A 21,406-nucleotide genomic window follows, 5' to 3' on the forward strand; every position below is an offset into this window, starting at 1 on the left:
TTAGTCATTAGTCATTAGTCATTAGTCATTAGTCAACAGTCACAACTCATTACTCATTACTCACTACTCATTACTCAACAGTCACAACTCATTACTCAGCACCGGCTAAACGCCGCGCTTCCGCTAACAGCACTCAGCACTCACCACTCATTACTCATTACTCATTACTCAGCACTATTATGCTTGTCCCACTGACTCGCCAGAAATTTGAACAACTCATTCCTTTGATTGCGACTGGCCCACAGTACAAGTATTACTGGGGGAAGTTTGCTAATTTTTTGCAGCGTCTGTTGATTTCTGTAGTGGTTGTAGCTGTAATTCTGTTGGTAAAGGTGTTGTTTCGGCTGGTCACTAGCCCCATATTATTTTTTGTAGGAGTGGTTGCTGCGCTGTTTTGGCTATGGTATCCGATATTTCAAGCTAGTATCCGCAATATCAAATGTCGTCGTTACAAATATAGTGGGTTTTTTCGGGGTCGAATTCTTGATTGGTGGATTACAGAAAAGTTAATCGGCAAACAAGAAACCGTCAACAGTAAAGGCGAATTGGTGATTGTGGAAAATCGAGAAAAACGCATTAATATCGAGGTCGGTGATGATACAGGATTTAGTGTTGAGTTAGAAGCACCACTACGTCCCTTTCACAAAGAAATTGTCCGTGGACAAATAGCCGAAATGGTTGTGATGTCAAATAGTCCAGATTTGAGTAGCATTGAAGACTTTAGTGATGTGTATATTCCCAGTCGTAACCTCTGGGTTAGCGATTATCCTTACATCAGAAGAGATTTCTTTGACGGAGTCAGCAGTCGCTTACGAGAAAACCGACAACCAAGAAGACAAAACTCCCGTCGTCCTCGTCGGAATAGGGAATGAGGACAAGGGGCAGGGTGTAGAGGGCAGGGGGAAAAGCGCATCTCAAAATAATCTATCTCCCTTGCTCCCTGCTCCTTGTCTCCCTGCCTCTTCTTACCTATCGTAATAGACTCTGGCGTTACCGAAGCCGCGATCGCGAACAATATTATTCCAACTTTCGGCTTCGGTGCGCTGTCTAAAAGGCCCTATGGCTACGTGTGGGCCTAGCGGTTGTCTTTTTTCTGCGACTAAACCGTATAATCCTGTAACCTGTCTGACTTGATTGGCAACTATTGATAAATCTTGTGGTTTCGTGGGAATAGTTACGTAATACCTGGATTTACTACCGACGTTACCAGTATTGCCATTTCCAGGATTCGAGGGGATTTGTTGTCCATCACTGACAATTCTTGCACCATAAACTCCAATAGCATTGAGTTGTCTAACTCGTTGTTGTGCATTGCCTTGTTCATTAAATACCCCAGATTGAATCACAGAACGACCATTTAATTGGCGAAAATATGCGCTGGGTTCAACATTTTGGCGGATTTGTTGCAAAGTCCATTCACTGTTGCTTTCAACGTAAACTGAGTAGCGTTGAAAACTTTGGTTGTAAGGATACTGTTCTTGTTGGTATTGATTAAAAAATTCTACGGGCTGATTTTGTGCGTAGTCTGGTGGGGGTGGTAAATTTTCTAAGACAGTCTGAGACAGCAGTATTTTATTACTTTTGCTGATTTGTCCCTGGGCGGGATGAGTCAGCAATAATAGACAACTACCTAAGAAGACAGACATGATAGGTAATTTCATGTATGTGCTTGTTATCTGGTTAGACATAGTAAGTAATGCAACTTATGATCTATAAATTTTGTGCAAATTTCCCTAATTGCTAGCTTAAATTGTGTAAGTCGATGTGGCAATGAACACCTGAAGAAAAATGAGAATGAAGTCCTGTTTTACTGGGGGTTTGAAGCGGATATGTTAGAATTGAGCAGTTAAAAATCTTGAGTATTGTAGTTGGCGATCGCAAGGTAAATTTTTACATACAGCGCAGCGATCACGCCCGGCTTAACTGAAAAGATATGAAAAAAGTCGTCGTTGGTCTTTCTGGTGGCGTTGACAGTTCTACCGCCGCCGCTATTCTCCACCATCAGGGCTATGAAGTGATTGGTTTGACCCTTTGGCTAATGAAAGGCAAAGGGCAATGTTGCTCTGAAGGGATGATCGACGCGGCTTCTATTTGTGAACAATTGGGCATTCCCCATCAAGTAGTTGATATGCGGGATGTCTTTCAAAACCAGATTGTTGATTATCTGGTGAGTGGTTACAGTGTGGGAATTACACCCTTACCTTGTTCCCAGTGCAATAAAACGGTGAAGTTCGGCCCAATGGTACAGTATGCCCGTGAACAGTTGGGATGTGATCGCATTGCCACCGGTCACTATGCCCGGATAAACTACGATGAAACCACAGGACGTTACCAACTATTAAGGGCTGTTGACCGCAATAAAGACCAATCTTACTTTCTGTATGATTTGTCTCAAGATTTACTTGCCGCATCGTTATTTCCTCTAGGGGAAATGCAAAAAGCCGACACTCGCAGGATAGCTACAGAACACGGCTTAAAGACTGCTGACAAACCAGAAAGTCAAGACTTGTGCTTAGTAGAAAGCAATGGCTCAATGCGGGCATTTTTAGATAAATATCTTGCGCCCAAAACAGGTGATATCGTCGATACCACAGGCAAAGTTTTGGGACAACATGATGGTGTCCATCATTACACCATTGGTCAGCGCAAAGGTTTAGGAATTGCGGCGGCTGAACCGTTGTATGTAATTGAATTAGACGCGGTAAATAATAGAGTAGTAGTAGGCGATCGCACTAAAGCTACCCAACCAGAATGTACAGTGAGCCGAGTTAATTGGGTATCCATTGCTGAACCCACTTCCCCCATTCGTGCGGAAGTGCAGATTCGCTATCGTTCTACACCTGAACCTGTGACGGTGATCCCCTTAGAAAATTCCCGTGTGCGCGTGGTGTTTGACGAACCCCAATTCAGCATCACTCCTGGACAAGCTGCTGTTTGGTACGACGGTGAAAAAGTTCTCGGTGGGGGAATTATCGAACAGAGTGCTTAGAATGTAGGTTGGGTTGAGCGATAGCGAAACCCAACATAACACGATGTGCGACTTATATATTCTGTAGCAAATTCTTCAAACTGAAGAGGGTGATAATTGTCGCGATTAACCCCATTTTATTTCGGGCAGAGCATAAATCATAAAGAATGCTTCCGTTTTAATAAAGCACACTGTTTAACCCACGATTCTTTACCAAGTGTAGTAGTTTAAGAGACGCTCCACTAGGCCGCTTTTGTCCTATTTCCCATTTTTGAACGGTTGAAGGACTTATATTCAAAATACGCGCAAAAACTGCTTGGCTTACTTGAGATGATTCCCGTATTTCTTTAATTTGATTAGGTTCTAGAGGCTCAATAGGAGGTAGACATAGGTGTTCAAATTCGCGCAATGTAGTTTGACTCATTAGCCCAGCTTTGTTTAAGTCTTTTACTGTTTCATGAACCGCTTCCAGAATTGCTGACTTTTTCTTCCGCATTACAAATCACCTCTATTAACGCATTACTATTTTTTGCCTGTTCAAGCTCATCATGTGTATAACTTTCTTCCTAAAAGATATTCAAACAAGTAATACCAAGTTGAAACATGATTGCGACAAATGGATTGCCCAAAAGCTTACCAGTAAAGCATTCCACAATCCAAAATCTAAAATATAAAATCCAAAATGGTATAAGGTGCGTCAGCGCATAAGAACCTTGCTTATACCAAGAGATTCTTTACACTGACGCACCCTACCAAATACTATTGACTATTTGACTAACTCGCCACTTCCGCTACTTCAATAACCCGCCCTTCGTAATCTTTAACCAAAAAATTGAGGGGCTTTTGGGAGCGAATCTTAAATTTTAAACCGCGTGTTTCTACCCGCAATAAAATCATTTCTAAGCAGTCACGGTCAAAACAAACGTGACGTTGCTGATTTTTCATTCCCAAACTCGCGCCGGTAATAACGTGCAGTTGGGTGTTTTTCTTTAGCTGATACCAGAGTCCATCATTACCGTTGCTGGTTGTCTTCCCTGACCAACTGGGACTGGTGGACATATATAGCGGGTCGATACCTGTCGCGCCTATGGTTTGTTCGTAGTTGTAGTAGTAGTGCAGTGGTACTTCTGCGGCGGGTAAATCTAATAGACCTTCATATAATTGTCTAGCAATCTCTAAATCAGACACCATCACAGTATGCACTTTGGGCGCGCTGGTGAGGAATAGCCACATAGCACCCGCATAGGCTGCTAGGAGCATTACCATAATGCCTTGAGTGGAAAATAGGCTATCTAGGGGAAGGGAGGGTAAAAAAGAGCCTAAAGTCAAAGGCGTGAGCAGAAACGATATCACACTAGCTGCTATAACCATGAACAAATTAGAAATTATATAAGATATCCGCTTTTATTATTGTCGATCAGGACTTAAAAGGGGTGTTTATTTTAGTGTACCAAGACTAAACTTGTCTGAGCCTCCACCCCAAAGACAGCAACATCAAGATATTATACTGCTGACTCTCAAACTTTATATTGCTAATACTATCTTAATCACTATCCATCGGCAGACTCATGCAAATTCCTCAATTTCCTGAAACCAACCACCCTTTAGTTAAGTCACTGTTTCATCATAGTGACCAAGAATTACTGGATTTGTTTCAACATCATCCTGATGATGGCAAATACTTTACAGTGATTTTTTGCCGTTATAGTCCGATAGTTTACACTTTGATTCAACATTCGGCGCGATCGCCTGTGCAAGCTGAGTATTTATTTGCTCTGACTTGGCGACATATCTATTATGAACTCGGTGGACTGGATTTAAACAACCCCCTTCCAGGTCAAGAAGGTATGACTTTGCAAAATTGGCTGATTAATATTACAGCCGTTTGCATTAACGAAATTCAGCTACCACCTACAGAAGCCATACATTATTCCCTACAAGCTACTTCGCCGCCGTTTTGGTGCTATGTAGAACAGGCTTTAGACCAATTGCCCCCCATTTTAAGATTAATCGTCTTAATGGCGCAGACTTTTCACTGGAGCGAAACGCGGATTGCGGCTTACCTACAAGCGGAAGGGGAAAAGATTACACCGACTGAAGTAGCCAATTTTCTCCAGGAAGGCTATCGTATGTTAGAGGACAAATTACCCGCAGATATCCGCGCTATCTACTTAGGAGAGGATTTGGTCAAGTCGTAACCTTAAGTATATATCCGTAAGCAGGTAGTCTTAATATTACCATTTAGCCCAAATTCCAGGGGTAAGTTTTATGAGACAAAAGCCTACAACGTTAAATTTCCCCTCCCTTAGAACTCCAAGCTATTGGTTGGTGAATAAATATAAGTTTTTTAGTTATTCTTTCGTACTGTTGGCTGTAGTGCTGACTCCTGTGATGGCGAATGCAGTTGATATCACGGAACAATTGCACAGACCCTCAAATAATTCCTTTGGTAGACAATCAAGAGATGATGCAGATGCTCTCTTGCGTGTTGGTCAAAAACACTATGATGCTGGCTATCCTGAAAAGGCTATTGATGCAGGGTTACAAGCACTGAAGATTTATCATGCTATCGGTGACTTCCGTGCTAAGGGATTGACTTACGATTTATTAGCAAAAGCTTATATTCAACTAGGACGCTACAAAGAAGGTGAAGACGCGCTCAGGCGACAGTTAGGAATCGCACGGGATACCCAAGATTTTCAATCGCAGATTTTCGTCTTAAATAATATCGGGACTTTATTTTTACAATCTGGTCAACCTGCTCCCGCCGATAAAATGCTGGAAGAAGCCTTAAAAATTGCTCAAAATGTCAAAAATATTGAGGGACAAGGCTTATCTTTAAGTAATTTAGGCTTGGTGTATGCTAGGCAGGGTGATTACAACAAAGCCATTAAACTATACGAAACAGCCTTAATTTACCGTCGCCGCAGTGGTGATTTGCGGGGTGAATTAAATACATTAAATAACTTAGGTGATGCTTATTTAGAGGCTGGTAATTATCAAGACACTATAGCTACTTTTGGCGCAGCAATGGGAATGGCCAGAATAAATCGCGATCGCGCCAATCAAATTCGCGCCATTGACGGCTTAGTTACCGCACACACTGCGGCGGGACGCTACGAACGCGCCTTTGAATTACTCCAACAGCGTTTAATTCTCGCCCAGGAACTACAAAATCTCCCAGAACAATTAAGGTCTTTTGAATCCTACGCCCAACTATACGAGCTGTTAGGTAACTATCCCACTGCCCAAAATTTCTATGAAAGAGCTATCATACTCTCACAAAACCTCAAAGACAGTAGAAAAGAAGTAGTATTACGCGATCGCCTCACCCAAATGTTAAAGCGGCGTGTAAAGAGTAGTTAATTCAATGTATTTTAGCGATTTTCAGCCAAAAATATTCTAATTCTCTTCTAGGGTAGATCATACAGCCTACCCTCAAATGTCTAATGGTACTTGTACTCCCCAATGCCAGAAAAAGTAAAAAGCCAAAAGAATCTTTTCCTTTCTTTTTACTTTTGCCTTTTACCTTTATCCCCAACTTTCCTGAGAGAATATTCTTGACACTCCTCAGCTATTATGATGAGGATTCTTGCTTCATCCGTCCTCCCTAGAAACCTGAATATAGAATATTCAAATCTCCCTGTTTGGATACGTCCACAAGCGCACACGGACTGCCCGACCGCATTTGAAACGATTTCTTCAATTTTTGCTCTACTCCCAAATTTGTACAAGATTTAGGATTTTTACTACCAGGGTTCCGGATCAGGAGTCGTCCGCTTGACCTACTTCGTTTTTTATGTATGCGCTTTACCGCTAACAAAATCATATCACGAAAGCCTTCCCAGAAGGACGGGGCTTTAAACCCAAATTTTCGGTAAATAGAACTGTACTGGTTGTAGTAATTTATAAAAACCATCACCATACCCTTCAGAGCCATGCAGGTATATTGCAGTAAAAAACACGCAAACAGTAGCAGTAATCGTTTTTGCATTCATTGCGGCGAACCGTTGGCTCTTGCTGCTGGACAAATTGTAGACAATCGTTATCGTGTGATTCGTCAATTGGGACAGGGTGGTTTTGGACGAACTTATTTGGCTGAGGATACAAAGAAATCAAATCAAACCTGTGTACTGAAAGAGTTTGCACCCCAAGTCACAGAGAAACAGGATTTACAAAAAGCTAGGGAGTTGTTTGAAAGAGAGGCGAATGTCCTCAAAAAACTCAATCATCCGCAAATTCCCATGTTTCATAATTCATTTCAAGTAACTCTTGGGAGTAAGGAGTTTTTCTTTTTAGTCCAAGATTATATAGATGGTGATAATTTTGACAAGCTCTTAGAAGAGCGTCAGAGTCAAGGGAAAAGTTTCACTGAAGCCGAAATTATTAATTTTTTAGAAAAAATCTTACCAGTTTTATCTTATATACATTCCCAAGATGTAGTCCACCGCGACATTTCACCAGATAATTTGATTTGGCGACGTTCTGATAATTTACCTGTACTGATTGATTTTGGGGGAGTGAAACAATTACCAGCTTCCCAAGGTTTTTGGTTTACTCAGTTGGCTGGTAACTACACACTTTTAGGAAAAAAAGGTTACGCACCAGAAGAACAGTTACGCCAAGGAAAAGTCTATAAAAACAGTGATTTATATTCTTTAGCGGTGACAGTTTTAGTTTTACTCACAGGGAAAGAACCGCAAAAATTATATGACAGTTATCAAGGGATTTGGCGTTGGGGTAGGGAAATCAATGTCAGCTTTAAGCTAGAGGCTGTGTTGAAAAAAATGCTCGCTTATAAACCAAGCGATCGCTATCAAAATGCTGATCAAATCCTCAAAGATTTACCATCACCAGACGTAACAAAAGCACCCGTGACCCATCTTACCAAGATTAAAACCATGATTGTTGCCCCAGGACGCAAAGCTGGGGCGATTGTCAGTAAGCTGCATAACAAAACTCAAGTAGCATCGCAAAAATTACCTTTACCTGCTTGGTTGCGTCCGTTTGCAGTGAGTTTTGGCGGGACAGCTATAGTGATTTTGACAGGCGCAGGAACTTGGGCTGTAGTTAATTCCATCATTAAAGGTGTGTCATCTATTCAACCACCGCAAATTTCTTTACCCCAACTGCCATCTTTACCTAATCCTATTGCTCAACCAGTAAGTGGTAAAGATAAGGTGAGCCTCAGTCAAGTTTTAAGCCGTCGTCAACAGTTAGAAGTTCCCGACAGCTTTTTTATTCAGACAGTCGATGAATTATTTTATGCCCAAAAACCAGAATTGAAAGGACGCAGCCTCAGCTCTAAGCCAGAAGATGCAGCCTTGCGCGATGAATGGGCTAATGTCGGCGCAGGTTTGTTAAATAAAATAGAACAGGCTAACCTCAGTACAGCCGCACGTCGTCAACTAGGAAGCTATACAGAAAGAAATTATGACACTTGGAGGAGACAAGCCCGTTCAGGACAACTAGGAAGCTATACAGTCAATGATCTCAACCGAGACACCAATCAGAAATTCGATAAGTTGTTTCCGGGTCAAGACCGTGGGAAACTAAACCCAAACACCTTAAGACAAGTTTGGTATGCGATCGCATCTGATCAAGTCAGTCAAGCCAGACAAAGTAGATAACTAATGACTAATAACTAATGACTAATGACTAATGACTAACATTCAACCAGGGCTAACTTTAGGCGATCGCTATGTGATTATACGTCAACTCGGTCAGGGGGGTTTTGGACGTACTTATTTAGCTGAAGATATTAACCGTTTTCGAGAACTTTGTGTTTTAAAGGAGTTTTCCCCCCAAGTCCAAAGCGAGTATGTTGTCAAAAAGGCGCAAGAATTATTTCAGCGAGAAGCTAGCGTTTTATACAAACTGCAACATCCCCAAATTCCCCGCTTTCGGGAACAGTTTCATATTAAATTAGCCGGACAAGAATATTTATTTTTAGTTCAAGATTACGTCGAAGGACAAACTTATAGCGCGTTATTAAATGCCCGAAAACAACAGGGTTTAAGATTTACAGAATTAGAAATTAGACAACTTTTACAGCAAATTTTACCAGTATTAAGTTACATCCATTCTTTGGGTGTAATTCATCGTGATATTTCACCAGATAATTTAATTCTTCGTGCTGTTGACCAATTACCGATATTAATTGATTTCGGTGGCGTGAAGCAAGTAGTAGCCGCCGTTGCTTCCCAATATTATCAACCAGGAGTAGGCGCACCACCTCCAGCCGCTACTTTGCTAGGTAAGGTAGGATTTGCACCACCAGAACAAATGCAAACAGGTGCAGTGTCTCCCCACAGTGATTTATATGCTTTGGCGGTGACAGCTATCGTTTTATTGACAACGAAACAACCCCAAGAACTAGTAGATAATTACAATGTGTCTTGGCAATGGAGAAGGGAAATAACTCTGAGTCCAGTGTTAGGGCAAGTCTTAGATCAAATGTTAGCTCCTCGCCCTGGCGATCGCTATCAGTCAGCCCAACAAGTTCTAGACGCACTCAACCCCGCACCAGTATATTATCCCCCCACTCAAGCCCCCAATCCCACCGCCGCGCCTACCTCCGCAGACACCCTCGCTGCTTCCCCAACTCCCCCAATTTCCCCCACTCCCCCAGCCGCAATTCCCCCCACACCCCAAAATCAATGGACACCTACTAAAACTTTTTTGGCTGTATTGGCGTTAGTGGTAACTGGGGGCTTGATTTGGTGGGGAGTGAGTGGAAAAAAAGATGATCCCATCATCGTTGATTCCACACCCACACCCACACCAACAATTACCCAACCAACCAACCCTCTAGATAAATATTCCCCAGCCGAAAGACAACGCAAGCAAACATTAAACACCCGCCGTCAACAATTGGGTGTAGATTTTAATTTCTATGTGAACTTAGTTAATCAAGTGTTTTGGGAACAAAATCCTAGTTTACGGGGAAAAACCCTCAGCGATGAACCAAAAGACGAAAATTTACGCGCCCAATGGGATCAAATTGCGGGTAATTTACTAGAAAAACTTGACCCTTTGAGTACCAGAGCTAGAAGACAATTAGGTACTTATACTGATGCTGACCTCAATCGCTGGAAAGTAGATGTCAATCAAGTCAATGTCAGCAGCAGGGCTTTGTATGATTTAGGTGATGCAGCTTTCTTTAATGTCTTTCCAGAACGGAAAGGTAAAAATTTTATCAGCCAACCCATCGGACAAGTTTGGCACGCCTTTGTTAGTGATAAAGTGAATGCGATCGTTAGCGGGAGTGCTTTAGAAAAAATTGTCTTTGATCCTGGTGCTATTAGTAAAACGCTTGAAGGTAGTCTCAAACCCGGCGAGGGTAAAGTTTTTATTGCTGATTTAGCCCAAAATCAAACTTTAGATTTTGAGGTAGAAGCCAATTCCCAAGTTTTGTTATCGATTTATTCTCCTTCTGGAAAAGTAACGTTTTTAGAAGATTCCTCCCAACGGACTTTAGCTACAGAATTACCAGAATCAGGGTTTTACGAATTTGTTTTGGTGTCCACTGCTTCCACATCACAAAATTATCAACTCGTCCTAACAGTGGAAAATCCCAACCCTCCAGAACCAACACCAACACCCACGGAAACCACCACACCAACACCCACACCCAGCGACACCCCGACAGAAACACCTACACCCCATTAGGGTTTGCTGAACAGGTAAGTAGCTAGACGTAAATAAATGTAATATATTCCGTTAAGTGGGGGATATAAGCGAATGACCCTTTGGGTTCGGCAGTTGCTTTCCGACGCAAGGCGACAGGAACGCACTGCCTCACCGAATTTATTCGGTCGTGGCGTGTGGGAGGACGGTAGAAATAGCATTAATAGCCAATTCCCGATTCTTTTTTCTGTTTAAGTATTCTGCTGCTAAGGTTTCCCCCATATACTTTTTAATAACTTCATAGGGATACATAGCAGAGTAGTACAGGATAACCAATCCTTCGCAGACACTTTGTTCAGACCTGTAAACCTCCCACCCTTCAAGAACAAACATATCTTCCTCTGCTTTGGAAGATTTTAAGGGATAGGTAAAATACTTTCCTTTCTCTTTTAAATAATCATCCTCAAGTGATTTGATAAAATCATCAAGCGAAAGACTGGAACATCCATCACCCAGCAGTCTAATGTGTGGAGTCCCTGGCATTGGTTCAACTCTGTATTCCGTTCTGGGTGGGTTTCCTTCCCAAGCAGCCAAAAGCTTTTCTCTGAAATTGCTCATACTAACCCCAGAACTTGAAATTGCACATCCATCCACCGTCGTTTTCCGCAGGTTCTACGCTGGATTCTACTGCGCCGTATTCTGCTGCAATCTCGTCACATTTCTCTTTCGCCTCTGGCTTGCTACTTGCTTCTAGATACTCGCTACCTTCTTGGAGTATGGATTCCCCTTCTGGTAGATATTCACCTAATTCGTTATCACTAGGCTTGCTAAAAAACCAACCCATATTTAATTCTCCAAACTTGTCTTTAACGAGCGCATATCGTTCATTAAAGATATTGTATAATGTATCTAGGAGGTAAGCAAGTGTTCAATCTAACGTATGAATTCAAGCTAAAACCAACACAGGCGCAGGTCACTGTATTTGAGCAGTGGCTTGAGCAGTGTCGGCGTGTTTGGAATTATGCGTTATCAGAAAGGAAAGACTGGTATAAATCTCGGTCATGTCCTGTTAACGCTTGCTCAATCCGGTCTGAATACATCATGCCAGCCGACGCACCACGCCCAACAATCGCTAGTCAATGCAAATCATTGACCAAGGCAAGAAACGAGATACCAGCACTAGGAGAAGTTCAATCTCAAGTATTGCAACAGGTATTAAGGGCGGTAGAAGGTGCGTTTGTCTCTATGTGGGAACGCAACCACGGGTTTCCTAGATTCAAGAAACCAGGACGGATGCGCTCATTTGTGTTTCCACAGTTGGGAGTAAATCCAGTACAAGGAAATCGGGTAAAACTTCCTAAGATTGGTTGGGTTAAATTCCGCCAATCTCGTCCCATCCCTGAAGGTTGCACCATCAAACAAGCTCGTGTAGTCAAGCGGGTTTCTGGTTGGTATGTAATGCTAACCTTGCAGTGGGATGTATCTGTACCTCAAATACTCCCGCATGGTGACATGATTGGAGTTGATGTTGGGTTAACAAATTTTGTAGCTACTTCTAACGGGTTAACCGTCAAACGCCCTAAGTTCTTCGTGGATGCCGAACGCAAGCTGAAATTGCTGCAACAGCGTGTTTCACGAAAGAAATTAGGGTCTAATAATTGGCGCAAAGCTCAAAGGAAGGTGGCTAAACTGCATGAATACATCGCCAACCGTCGTAAAGACTGGCATTGGAAATTAGCTCATCAACTCTGTGATGGAGTTGGTGCGGTGTTTGTAGAGGATTTGAATTTAACGGGTTTAGCTAGAGCGATGTTAGGTAAACATTGCCTTGATGCTAGTTGGGGTCAATTCTTCAACATTTCGGAGCAATGCTGCTTTAAACGTGGTGTATTCTTCATGAAAGTGGATAGCCGCAAGACAAGTCAAATCTGCCCTAACTGTGGGCATGAAACAGGCAAGAAAGACTTGTCAGAACGGACTCACCACTGTAGTAATTGCGGCTACGTAACTGATAGGGATGTTGCAGCCGCGCAAGTCGTTCTCTCTAGAGGATGTGCAGCCGTAGGGCATACGGTCAAGATGCTTTCTGAGGGTAAAGTCGTTGGACTCCCTTTGATGAAAGAATCCCCGTCACTTTAGTGCGGGGAGTGTCAACATCGGTAACTAAGGGAAGAAGGCGAAAAAATCGTCGCCTGGACAGATTAGTTTACCTTGGGATAGGCAGAGGGTGATGGAAAGTACGGAAGTACAGGAGGTAGCAAAGAAGTTTGTTGATGCTAATTGCTATCAGCCTGGAGTGCCAGGTATCGGATTCATGAAATGCTGATTACTTCGTGGAAAAGAGGGGTGTTATAAATGTTTACAAATTTCTGAAAGCTTTAAATGTTACACTTTACAAGTCGCAGCGCGAGAGAAGAAATTCCTCCACTCCTCTAATCTCCTCCTTAAATTAAAGTATTTTGCTCCCCAAGGTAAGCTCCCCTCTATAGAGTTTTCTTTTATACGGCCTAGTAGTTCCTCGTACCTCACCCAGTTACCTCTTGAGCCGCTTGTTTCATTTTCTTGTTTGTAATTATACCATCCAACCGCCTCGGCAAACCGAAGATAATTTTCATAATCTTTACTTGTCCAATCTCCTAGTTTTAAACCCAGCCTGTTTCCTGTGCGTTCAAACATTTTCTTCTGCACACTAAAGCCAAAACGTTTGTTTGAATTATTGAGCCAAATCTGATCTATTTTTCGCAGTTCGTCACAAGAGAAATTCTTAATGCTGTCTTCATCTAAATATTGTTCTTTTTCTCTTTTAGCGATATTAAGCATGAGTCTATAGGTTTGTAAATCAGCAGCTTCCCAATTTTTATCTTGCCAATTGTCAGGCTTTAAGAAATATTCAAGTTGAGCATATAAGTGTTGAGTAAGATATCCTTCAACTTCTTTTTTCAATTTTTCTTCTGTGTTTGTCTGAGAGATTATCTCAATTAACCCTCGATGAACTGATTCAATATCTTCGGCTGTGATTAACTGATTATCTTTTGTAAAATCAGTTTCAGTTGGATAATTCTTTAAAATATTAAATGCTTCTTTATAAGAGTTTAAAGCCTTTTGAATGTCCTTTGTCTGAGCTTTTAAAGCACCTTGATTTTTATGGAATAATACTTGAATTTGCAACCCTTGACTAGAAGCTAATTTACTCTTATCTGCTTTAGATAAATATTGATTGCTTTTTTCAATTTCTGGATTTGCTAACTCATTCTTATCTTTAAACTGTTGATAAGCTTGTGACTTAGCCGCAAATAATAATGCTTGCTTCAATTGATGATTGTCAATGTTAAATGATAGCGCGGCTAGCCTTAAAGCTTCATTTGAAGCAGATTCATTTCCTTGTCGTAATTCTCCAGCCAGTGCCACGAGTTGCTGAACATTTGTCACTTCTTTTTGCGCTTCCTGACTTTTTTCATTAGTTTTTTGAAGTTCAGATTCTATCTTTTGAAGTCTTGCTGTAAATTCTTTATCTTTTCTTTGAGCTTCTAAAAGCTGTTTTTTAGTAGATACTAGTTTATTATTATTTCTGTTTAATTCACTCTGTGCCGTATTTAAATATTGTATTGCTTTTTTGGCATCCTGCTGAAATTTTGATGCTCTGTTTTGCTCATCTTTCGCTTCTCGCTGTGCTTTTTTAGCCTTTTCATCCGCGTCTATTACTTTTTCTAGTGCTAATCTTTCACCTTTTTCTGCTTGCTGTTTTCTCGTATCAGCTTGTGCAGCATTCTCTGTGGCTTTTCGTTCTAGTTGTTTGGCTTTATCAACTTTAGAATTAGCTTTATTTACCTGATAATTTGCTGTTTTAACTTGATTAATAGAAAATATTCCTACAGTTGTTGCTCCCAAAACTGCTAGAACTAAAACAACAAATCCAACACTAATTGTTCTTTGAGCTTTCTGATTCGCTTGACTCAGTAATTGAGTTCTTGCTTCCGCCGCTTCCCTATCTTTCTTTTCCCTTTCTAAAGCAGCTTCTTGTTCTTGAGCAACAATCTCTTCCTGAATCTCCTTCTCTTTACTAGCAGCTAAAAACTGTCTATCCTGATAACTTAAATTCCTATTTATTGCCCACTCTTCCGCCTCTTGTAACGCCTTTCCTCTCAGCAGTCGTGAGTCATCATTACATCCAGAAGCTACCCAAAAACGAAAGCTCTCAGAATATGGTCTGAGATTTTTTAAGTGATTATCTATCCAATTTTGGTCAAATACTTCCCGATAAATTTGATTATAAATTCTCAGCTTACCTTGCTGTCTGACAATTAATCCTGAAAGCTGTAACTCACTTTGCTCTAAAGTGTCATCGGCTGTCACCTCAAATTGTTCTTCACTGAGGCGAATGTGTTGATACAGTTCTAATAAATATCCGGCTCGTTGTTCGTTTTTCAGAATTCTAGATTGAATCGTTCTTAAATGCTCTGGTTCATCTTGTGATGTCCAATTTTCAATCATCTGGGTTCTGACAACTTCTGCAACAGAACGAGGATTATCTCGTGCTGATTCTTCTATCATTAACTGACACAATTTTTGCGTCAAAAATGGCTGTCCCCCCGTCCATTGCAAAATCTCCTGTATTATTGCTTGGGGGTTGCTAAATTTACCATGCAAACCCTGTTCTAAAGGTGCAACTTCATGCAATTGAAACCCCTTGAGGGAAATAGCATTACCAATATTAAATGGAGTACGTTGCTTATCTGCGATTAAATTACTCGGTGATGCGACTCCCAGCAAACAGAAAGTCAAGCGATTATATTCAGGATTATCTACACGCTTATTATAACAAGCCCGAATCAGAGCAAAAAAGTCATCTGTAGGAAAATTTAAACTGAGTACACTATCAATTTCATCAATAAAAATCACAATATTTTCTGGCACTTTCACAAGTAAAACTTCTTCAATAAACTTGCGAAATCTTGTTACTAAAGTATTTAACTGATTCGCCTCCCACCAATCACCAAAATCTAAATCTATATCAAAAGTATCAATCAGGGTATCAATTAAATCTGCATACCATTCTTCCGGCGGGACATTCTGAATACCACCTGATGAAAGGTCTATTGCAGCACATTTTACGCCATAATTTCTCAGTCTTTGCATGGTTCGCACCCGCAAACTAGATTTACCACTCTGGCGCGAATTCAACACATAACAAAACCTTCCTGCTTTCAACCCTTCATATAATTCTGCGTCAGCTTCTCTGGTGACGTAGGTACTAGCATTTTCAGGCAGACTTCCAGAAAATATATATTGGTCAACCATGATTTTAATAGAAGAGCGTAAATAAAAGTTTCGTAGTAAGGACTAAAGTCATTAAAAGTATTGTTGTTGGTAAATAAACTTTTTAGATCCCCCTAAATCCCCCTTAAAAAGGGGGACTTTGATTCTAGTTCCCCCCTTTTTTAAGGGGGGTTAGGGGGGATCAATAAATGCTTAATATCATAGCCAATCACTTTTAAAACAACCCATAAACTTTTTAGATCCCCCTAAATCCCCCTTAAAAAGGGGGACTTTGATTCTAGTTCCCCCCTTTTTTAAGGGGGGTTAGGGGGGATCAATAAATGCTTAATATCATAGCTAATCACTTTTAAAACAACCTCTTACTACGATCTAGATTGAAACACCTTTACATTAGTGAACATAATTTAATGTATTTCCACGTACTTACTTAACTACCCCAAACGATTTGAGAAATACTGACGATATAAATCACAACTAGGCACGCAATCATTACTCACAAGTTTGACTAACCCTAAACTATGCAATTTGAATGTAACTTCAGTATCTAGCATGACAGGGGTATTTGTCATGACTACTTTTTTATACCCTAACTCCAGTTGGGGATTACGTTGTAAATGCTGAAATTGTTGTCGCAAATGATCCCTAAAAATTCCCTGTTCTGTGGGTGCTAGTCTCAAAAGTTCCTCTGGGGTGACTTGCTGATTTTTTAGATGATTGATTGCTTGTTGCATTAAATAAGGATGTCCGCCAATTAATCCCATGAATGCACTCAAGTCTTGTTCTCTCTGCTTTCCTAAATTATTTTGATTGGCAAGTTCTATAACTTGTTGCAGATTAAATTCTAGTAACTCAATTGTTGATCCCACATTAAAAGGAGAATGATTAATGTCTAATGAGGGATAAGATTCTGTGGAATGAACAATGACTAAGCGTAGTTTCTTCCAAATATTACCAATATGATCACTTGATTTAGCTGCTTCATACCATCCACGCAATAATAAACAGAATTGAGGAAAAATCTCTGGATAATTAAATAATCTCTCAAAATTATCAATTGCTAGAACTAGGGGTTTATCACTACTAGACAATAAATATTTTTGAAAATAGCGCGTACAATTTTTGTTCACTCCAAAGACTTCTTGCCAGTGTTTCGCCAATTGAGGTTCTAGTTCTAAACTATCAGCAACATCAACACAAATCCATTGCAAAAAAGTTTTTAAATCCTTTAGAATCTCAACTTCAGCTAATTTTAAATCTAATTTCGCTGTTCGATAACCTTGTTGTCTGGCATAGTTTAGTATTTTCTCCAGCAGGAGAGTTTTCCCCATTTTCTGAGGGGCTTTAATGCGAATCAATGCCCCTGGTTGAGTAATAGCCTGATAGCATTTATCTTCATGGGGTGGTCTAGTAACATATATACCCTGCTCTACCGCCAATATTACATCCGCAATAGCTTGTACTTCCTGTTCCAGTGCTTTCAACTTGTCACCCAATTCCGTCAGCGTTTGTTCTGCTTCCTGAAGTTGGTGACTGTATTGAAACTTGCGAGATGGATCAGTTTCAAGCTGCCATTCTTTGCGTATGCTTGCAACTTTCTGGCTTTGGAGTGCGTAGGCTTTTTCTAGCAAATCTATTTCAGATTGCAGCCTACGCAGGGAAGCAACCCGTCGCTGTTGCTGCAATTGGGCTGTATTCAGTTGTATTTGGTCTTCTGAGTCCAGCATTGATGATTTTGGGCGATTTTGAACATTCTTGTTTTGAATGTTACCATGCCACAAAAATAGCATGAACCGAAACCTGTCAAATTCTACTAAGGGACTTCCAACTTAAAAAATATACTATCACTGTGTAGGCAGAGGGGCAGGGGGCAGGGGGAAAAATAACGATGTCTTCTCTGGGAAATTGGATAATTTATTTTCTGGAAGTCCCTAAAGTTAACAGCCTAGCTTATACCGTTTCTTGATGTAGCTTGCCTGGCATAGCCATAGATGCACTGTATTCTGTACTGTAGAGACGTTGCATACAACGTCTCTACATCATTATATTTGGCGCAATTTCATAGAGAATTGGTATTAAAATCTTGATACGTGTCTTGAGACTAACGAGTTAAAGCCAAACGCCACAGTCTCACACCTTCATGATCACTAGCAGCTAGAGTTTTACCATCAGGACTAAGTGCTACTTTAGTGAAAGAAAATTTGGGTGGTTTTTTCCAAGTGAACAATTTTTTACCTGTGCTAATTTGCCAAATATTTAAACCATCATTAATTTGCTGAGGTGGAATTTGCAAACCTTCACCTTGACTAATCATCGTCCGACTATCTGGTGTGACTAACAAGGTTTGGACTGTTCCCACATTGGGAATTGTTCTTACAATCTTTCTTGTTTTCATGTCCCAGATTTGCAGATTATTGTTCTGGGCGGTAATCAGGGTTTTACCATCAGGTGTAACTGCTAGTGTAGTAACACGCTTGCCTTGATTATCACCAAAAGATTGCAGACGCTTACCTGTATTAATGTCCCACATTTCTATTTGGTTGCTGTAGGAACTATTGGCAATGACTACAGTTTTACCATCGGGAGTAATATCTATGGGATAACCGGAGTCGAGAGTTTCTAAATTAGCAGGAATAGTACGCAGTAATTTGCCACTGCTAAGTTCCCAAACTCCTACATCCTCTGTAGGTTCCTCTGTACTTTTTAAGCCAATGAGGGTTTTACCATCAGGAGTCAGCTTGATGTAATAACCACCATTCAACCTGTGCAGAATATTCCCTGTTTCCAGTTCCCGAATTTGAACTTGTTGTGGTGCGGCTGTAACTATAGTTTTGTCATCGGGAGTAATGGCGATCGCATCTATGCTATCAGTAAGAGGTGCATAGCCTCCTGTTTCTGACAGTCCCAGGAATGAGTGCAGTAATTTACCTGCATCTATTTGCCAAACTCTCAGATTCCCGGAATTAGCAACGACTAATTTATTCCCATCATGGGTAAAACCTAAACAACGGATTCCTTTGTAAAATGAGTCAAATTTCTGTTCATAGCCGATAATCTTGCCAATATTGGGTAAAAAGTTCTGCTCCTGTCCACTAGCCTTGATAAATTGAAAGGGCGGAGGTGCTAATGTCACATACATTGAAATCAACATCACACTGTAGGTAAAAATTAACCCAATCAGCGTAAAACGGGGCTTGAATTGGGGAGACAGCTTGAGTCCACAAATCCCACCTACCACACCGCCGATAATCGAACCTGCTGGTGCTACGACAATGAACTGCAATAATATCGACAGTCCCCCAAAAGGCCCTCCTATGTAGGTACTTGGACTCGCAAAAATAGGTATCATTGCCAGTAGCATCATCCCAATAAAAGAACCCAACATTGCAGGTATGAGGGTTTCTTTCATGCGGCGGCTAATTTTGCCCATAATTAGCCCAATCACACCACCTACAACAGCCCCAATAACTGCACTAATGAAAGTTGCATATATCAGTTTTGGTAGAATAAATGTAAAGATAAATTCAAAGTTAATCCAATTCATACACAGACAGTCAAGATTTGCCGAAGTTATGCCCAATAGGCTTTCATTTCAAAGGTTAATTAATAGCATAAGCATAACTTGGTAACAAAAATTGCTATGTTTATTAAATGTTTGTAGTTAGGACTTTAGTCCTGAAAGAACCATAGGAAAAAGAAATGCTTATTAATGGCAGAGTCATATTATCCTGCTGCAAACTCCTGTTGTGTAAAGTTAAAATAGCATGTTAATATCAAGTTAAAAATCGAGAAATGAAAAAAGCGATTGCTCTACATCAAAACTTTGGAGAATGAGAGCGATCGCAAATCGTTAAGATTGAATATCTCTTGTCAAATCAACGACTTTTTGATGAAAAGCCATATTTTGATGCTGGAGTGCAACTTTAGCAGAACTTTGCAGATCCGCGATCGCAATTTCTGGATTTCCTAAACGATAATAAGCTAAACCCCTGGCATACAAAGCAAACTCATCGTCAAAATCTATTTTCTCTGCAACTGCTGTTTCAATTTGTTTGGCTTCCTTGAAATCTGCAAACGCACCGCGTTCATCGCCTAAATCATAACAAGCATTACCCCGCACATAGTAAGCGGCAATGAAGTTATGATTTACATATAATGCCTGAGTTAAGTATTTAATAGCTTGGGAATTAGTGCCTTGAGAATAATAGTAAATACCCAAATTGTAATCAGCAGTAGCAGAAGGTTCTAGGCTAGCTACCATACTAAAATCTTCTAATGCACCAGGATAATTACCAGAGTAAAAACGGGCTGCACCTCTACCAAAATAACTTCTGACATATTGTGGATTTAATTGAATGCCACGATTGCAATCTTCAATGGCATTTTGATGATCACCCACTGCTGCACGAGCAACACCTCGTTCAGCATAAGCCTCTCCATAATGTGGGTTCAGGCGAATAGTTTCAGTTAAATCTGCAATGGCGTTTTCGTAGTTTTTCGTCATGAGATGAGCTATACCACGACTGAAATAAGATATATAATCATCGGGATTTAGTGAAATTGCCTGACTGTAATTTTCTATTGCCCCTTGGTAGTCACCGGAATTATAGAATATATACGCAATGCTGGCATATCCAGAAGCAACGACTAGGTTTAGCATTTGTGGATAAAAATTATGACAATATTATTATTCCCAGTTTCAGATATTGGCATATCAGGCTGTACTCTCACTTTGAGCAGAGAATATGTTTATTTAATAGCAATTGTTTAATTTATAAAAATAGGCAGATTACGAATAAAGTGGTATATTTATCATTCATAAATAGCCAATTTTTGCTATGCTGTCAATGATGTGATAGACGAGCGATCGCACTACATTTGCCGCCGAAATGTTCTAATTGCTTCACCCATGTCAGTCTCAGCCATGAGAATACAGCGTGTTAGTAAATTAAAATTGAGGTTATGTAATCCTGGTAGTTCGCTGCGTTCTATGGGTTCATAGTGACCATCACGCAAATGATAAAGCCTCAATACCCCATCTTCCCAAAACCAGACTTCCAATACTCCTAAAGCTTTGTAGCGGTCTAACTTGCTGATACTACCACTAGTAAACACAACTTCTATGGATAAATCAGGAATTGGTTTAGCACTCCCAATGCAATATGACTCATCAGCTTGCACCGAAACAACGCCTTCCTTTTCCTGAGTCACTGAGCCGGTTGACTGAAAGAAAATGCCTTTTTCAACCAGAAAGGTTGTCACTAAATAACTAATGGTTCTGACAAAAATTTCATGTTCACGTCCCGGCATGAGAATCTCTATCGTATCGTCATAGTAAAACAGTCGCACACCAGGAGAACCGTCAAAACCCTTTTGGATGAACTTGAAGTGTTCCCACGTTCCATGATGGACGATGCGTTGATCAGTGGTTTGGCCAAGTAATGGGGGCATCGCGTTTACCTCTTGCAATCCCTAATTTACAATTGTGGCATATAGCGTACCAGGTTTGTGGTTTGTATTTTACTGATCAGCGAT

General features: G+C 40.6%; 17 protein-coding genes. 7 read left to right on the top strand and 10 right to left on the bottom strand.

The genetic code is table 11. The features are described 5' to 3' along the window. Positions 1–179: 179 nt before the first annotated feature. Positions 180–872 carry a phosphate ABC transporter permease gene (locus CLI64_RS07730; RefSeq protein ID WP_103136667.1) on the top strand — a complete coding sequence of 231 codons (693 nt, stop codon included), beginning with the start codon at positions 180–182 and terminating at the stop codon, positions 870–872. Between the two features lie 93 nt (positions 873–965). Here the strand turns inward: CLI64_RS07730 and CLI64_RS07735 are convergent, their stop codons facing one another. Beyond that, positions 966–1,688 (bottom strand): hypothetical protein, encoded by a 723-nt coding sequence (locus tag CLI64_RS07735; RefSeq protein ID WP_103136668.1) that lies wholly within the window; start codon positions 1,686–1,688, stop codon positions 966–968. Positions 1,689–1,933: 245 nt separating this feature from the next. Here CLI64_RS07735 and mnmA point away from each other — a divergent pair, with 245 nt between their 5' ends. After that, the gene (gene mnmA, locus CLI64_RS07740) at positions 1,934–2,989 is read left to right on the top strand and encodes a tRNA 2-thiouridine(34) synthase MnmA (protein ID WP_103136669.1); all 1,056 of its coding nucleotides are present in this window, start codon (positions 1,934–1,936) and stop codon (positions 2,987–2,989) included. 157 nt (positions 2,990–3,146) lie between these two features. Here mnmA and CLI64_RS07745 read toward each other — a convergent pair whose 3' ends face one another. Together CLI64_RS07745 and CLI64_RS07750 are read right to left on the bottom strand one after the other, a co-directional pair. Further along, the gene (locus CLI64_RS07745; RefSeq protein ID WP_103136670.1) at positions 3,147–3,464 is read right to left on the bottom strand and encodes a DNA-binding transcriptional regulator; all 318 of its coding nucleotides are present in this window, start codon (positions 3,462–3,464) and stop codon (positions 3,147–3,149) included. A gap of 278 nt (positions 3,465–3,742) precedes the next feature. Further along, positions 3,743–4,339 (bottom strand): glyoxalase-like domain protein, encoded by a 597-nt coding sequence (locus CLI64_RS07750; RefSeq protein WP_103136671.1) that lies wholly within the window; start codon positions 4,337–4,339, stop codon positions 3,743–3,745. A gap of 197 nt (positions 4,340–4,536) precedes the next feature. Here CLI64_RS07750 and CLI64_RS07755 point away from each other — a divergent pair, with 197 nt between their 5' ends. The 4 genes from CLI64_RS07755 (at position 4,537) to CLI64_RS07775 (ending at position 10,639) form a co-directional block, all read left to right on the top strand. After that, entirely contained in the window at positions 4,537–5,166 is a 630-nt protein-coding gene (locus tag CLI64_RS07755; protein ID WP_192881694.1) for an RNA polymerase sigma factor, read from the top strand. 70 nt (positions 5,167–5,236) lie between these two features. Continuing rightward, complete coding sequence (locus tag CLI64_RS07760; protein WP_103136673.1) at positions 5,237–6,334, top strand: lipopolysaccharide assembly protein LapB; 1,098 nt, start codon at positions 5,237–5,239, stop codon at positions 6,332–6,334. A 572-nt stretch (positions 6,335–6,906) separates the two neighbouring features. Further along, the gene (locus CLI64_RS07770) at positions 6,907–8,598 is read left to right on the top strand and encodes a serine/threonine-protein kinase (RefSeq protein WP_103136675.1); all 1,692 of its coding nucleotides are present in this window, start codon (positions 6,907–6,909) and stop codon (positions 8,596–8,598) included. Between the two features lie 31 nt (positions 8,599–8,629). Continuing rightward, positions 8,630–10,639 (top strand): serine/threonine-protein kinase, encoded by a 2,010-nt coding sequence (locus tag CLI64_RS07775; protein WP_103136676.1) that lies wholly within the window; start codon positions 8,630–8,632, stop codon positions 10,637–10,639. Between the two features lie 138 nt (positions 10,640–10,777). On the opposite strand, the gene CLI64_RS07780 is transcribed toward CLI64_RS07775, so the two are convergent. Then, positions 10,778–11,215, bottom strand: coding sequence for a hypothetical protein (locus CLI64_RS07780; RefSeq protein WP_192881695.1), 438 nt, complete (start codon positions 11,213–11,215; stop codon positions 10,778–10,780). Position 11,216: 1 nt separating this feature from the next. Continuing rightward, a complete protein-coding gene (locus tag CLI64_RS07785; protein ID WP_103136677.1) occupies positions 11,217–11,441 on the bottom strand; it encodes a hypothetical protein in 225 nt (74 codons plus the stop codon). Between the two features lie 80 nt (positions 11,442–11,521). Here CLI64_RS07785 and CLI64_RS07790 point away from each other — a divergent pair, with 80 nt between their 5' ends. Then, positions 11,522–12,736, top strand: a complete 1,215-nt coding sequence (locus CLI64_RS07790) for an RNA-guided endonuclease TnpB family protein (RefSeq protein WP_103140637.1) — start codon at positions 11,522–11,524, stop codon at positions 12,734–12,736. 246 nt (positions 12,737–12,982) lie between these two features. On the opposite strand, the gene CLI64_RS07800 is transcribed toward CLI64_RS07790, so the two are convergent. From CLI64_RS07800 to CLI64_RS07820, 5 genes are all read right to left on the bottom strand, one after another. Continuing rightward, positions 12,983–15,895, bottom strand: a complete 2,913-nt coding sequence (locus CLI64_RS07800; RefSeq protein ID WP_103136678.1) for an AAA-like domain-containing protein — start codon at positions 15,893–15,895, stop codon at positions 12,983–12,985. Between the two features lie 410 nt (positions 15,896–16,305). Next, positions 16,306–17,661: an AAA-like domain-containing protein gene (locus CLI64_RS07805; protein ID WP_103136679.1), complete on the bottom strand. Its 1,356-nt coding sequence runs from the start codon at positions 17,659–17,661 to the stop codon at positions 16,306–16,308. A 311-nt stretch (positions 17,662–17,972) separates the two neighbouring features. Next, positions 17,973–19,415 carry a hypothetical protein gene (locus tag CLI64_RS07810; protein ID WP_103136680.1) on the bottom strand — a complete coding sequence of 481 codons (1,443 nt, stop codon included), beginning with the start codon at positions 19,413–19,415 and terminating at the stop codon, positions 17,973–17,975. 306 nt (positions 19,416–19,721) lie between these two features. Next, positions 19,722–20,531: a tetratricopeptide repeat protein gene (locus tag CLI64_RS07815; RefSeq protein ID WP_103136681.1), complete on the bottom strand. Its 810-nt coding sequence runs from the start codon at positions 20,529–20,531 to the stop codon at positions 19,722–19,724. A gap of 212 nt (positions 20,532–20,743) precedes the next feature. Continuing rightward, entirely contained in the window at positions 20,744–21,322 is a 579-nt protein-coding gene (locus CLI64_RS07820) for a Uma2 family endonuclease (RefSeq protein WP_103136682.1), read from the bottom strand. Positions 21,323–21,406 lie beyond the last annotated feature (84 nt).

Origin of the sequence: Nostoc sp. CENA543 (genome assembly GCF_002896875.1) — a bacterium.
GTDB lineage: Bacteria > Cyanobacteriota > Cyanobacteriia > Cyanobacteriales > Nostocaceae > Trichormus.

Bases quoted from the DNA above. Each gene is read 5' to 3' on its own strand.
- CLI64_RS07730 (WP_103136667.1), top strand. From the start codon at position 180: ATGCTTGTCCCACTGACTCGCCAGAAATTTGAACAACTCATTCCTTTG.
- CLI64_RS07735 (WP_103136668.1), bottom strand. From the start codon at position 1,688: ATGTCTAACCAGATAACAAGCACATACATGAAATTACCTATCATGTCT.
- mnmA (WP_103136669.1), top strand. From the start codon at position 1,934: ATGAAAAAAGTCGTCGTTGGTCTTTCTGGTGGCGTTGACAGTTCTACC.
- CLI64_RS07745 (WP_103136670.1), bottom strand. From the start codon at position 3,464: ATGCGGAAGAAAAAGTCAGCAATTCTGGAAGCGGTTCATGAAACAGTA.
- CLI64_RS07750 (WP_103136671.1), bottom strand. From the start codon at position 4,339: ATGGTTATAGCAGCTAGTGTGATATCGTTTCTGCTCACGCCTTTGACT.
- CLI64_RS07755 (WP_192881694.1), top strand. From the start codon at position 4,537: ATGCAAATTCCTCAATTTCCTGAAACCAACCACCCTTTAGTTAAGTCA.
- CLI64_RS07760 (WP_103136673.1), top strand. From the start codon at position 5,237: ATGAGACAAAAGCCTACAACGTTAAATTTCCCCTCCCTTAGAACTCCA.
- CLI64_RS07770 (WP_103136675.1), top strand. From the start codon at position 6,907: ATGCAGGTATATTGCAGTAAAAAACACGCAAACAGTAGCAGTAATCGT.
- CLI64_RS07775 (WP_103136676.1), top strand. From the start codon at position 8,630: ATGACTAACATTCAACCAGGGCTAACTTTAGGCGATCGCTATGTGATT.
- CLI64_RS07780 (WP_192881695.1), bottom strand. From the start codon at position 11,215: ATGAGCAATTTCAGAGAAAAGCTTTTGGCTGCTTGGGAAGGAAACCCA.
- CLI64_RS07785 (WP_103136677.1), bottom strand. From the start codon at position 11,441: ATGGGTTGGTTTTTTAGCAAGCCTAGTGATAACGAATTAGGTGAATAT.
- CLI64_RS07800 (WP_103136678.1), bottom strand. From the start codon at position 15,895: ATGGTTGACCAATATATATTTTCTGGAAGTCTGCCTGAAAATGCTAGT.
- CLI64_RS07805 (WP_103136679.1), bottom strand. From the start codon at position 17,661: ATGCTATTTTTGTGGCATGGTAACATTCAAAACAAGAATGTTCAAAAT.
- CLI64_RS07810 (WP_103136680.1), bottom strand. From the start codon at position 19,415: ATGAATTGGATTAACTTTGAATTTATCTTTACATTTATTCTACCAAAA.
- CLI64_RS07815 (WP_103136681.1), bottom strand. From the start codon at position 20,531: ATGCTAAACCTAGTCGTTGCTTCTGGATATGCCAGCATTGCGTATATA.
- CLI64_RS07820 (WP_103136682.1), bottom strand. From the start codon at position 21,322: ATGCCCCCATTACTTGGCCAAACCACTGATCAACGCATCGTCCATCAT.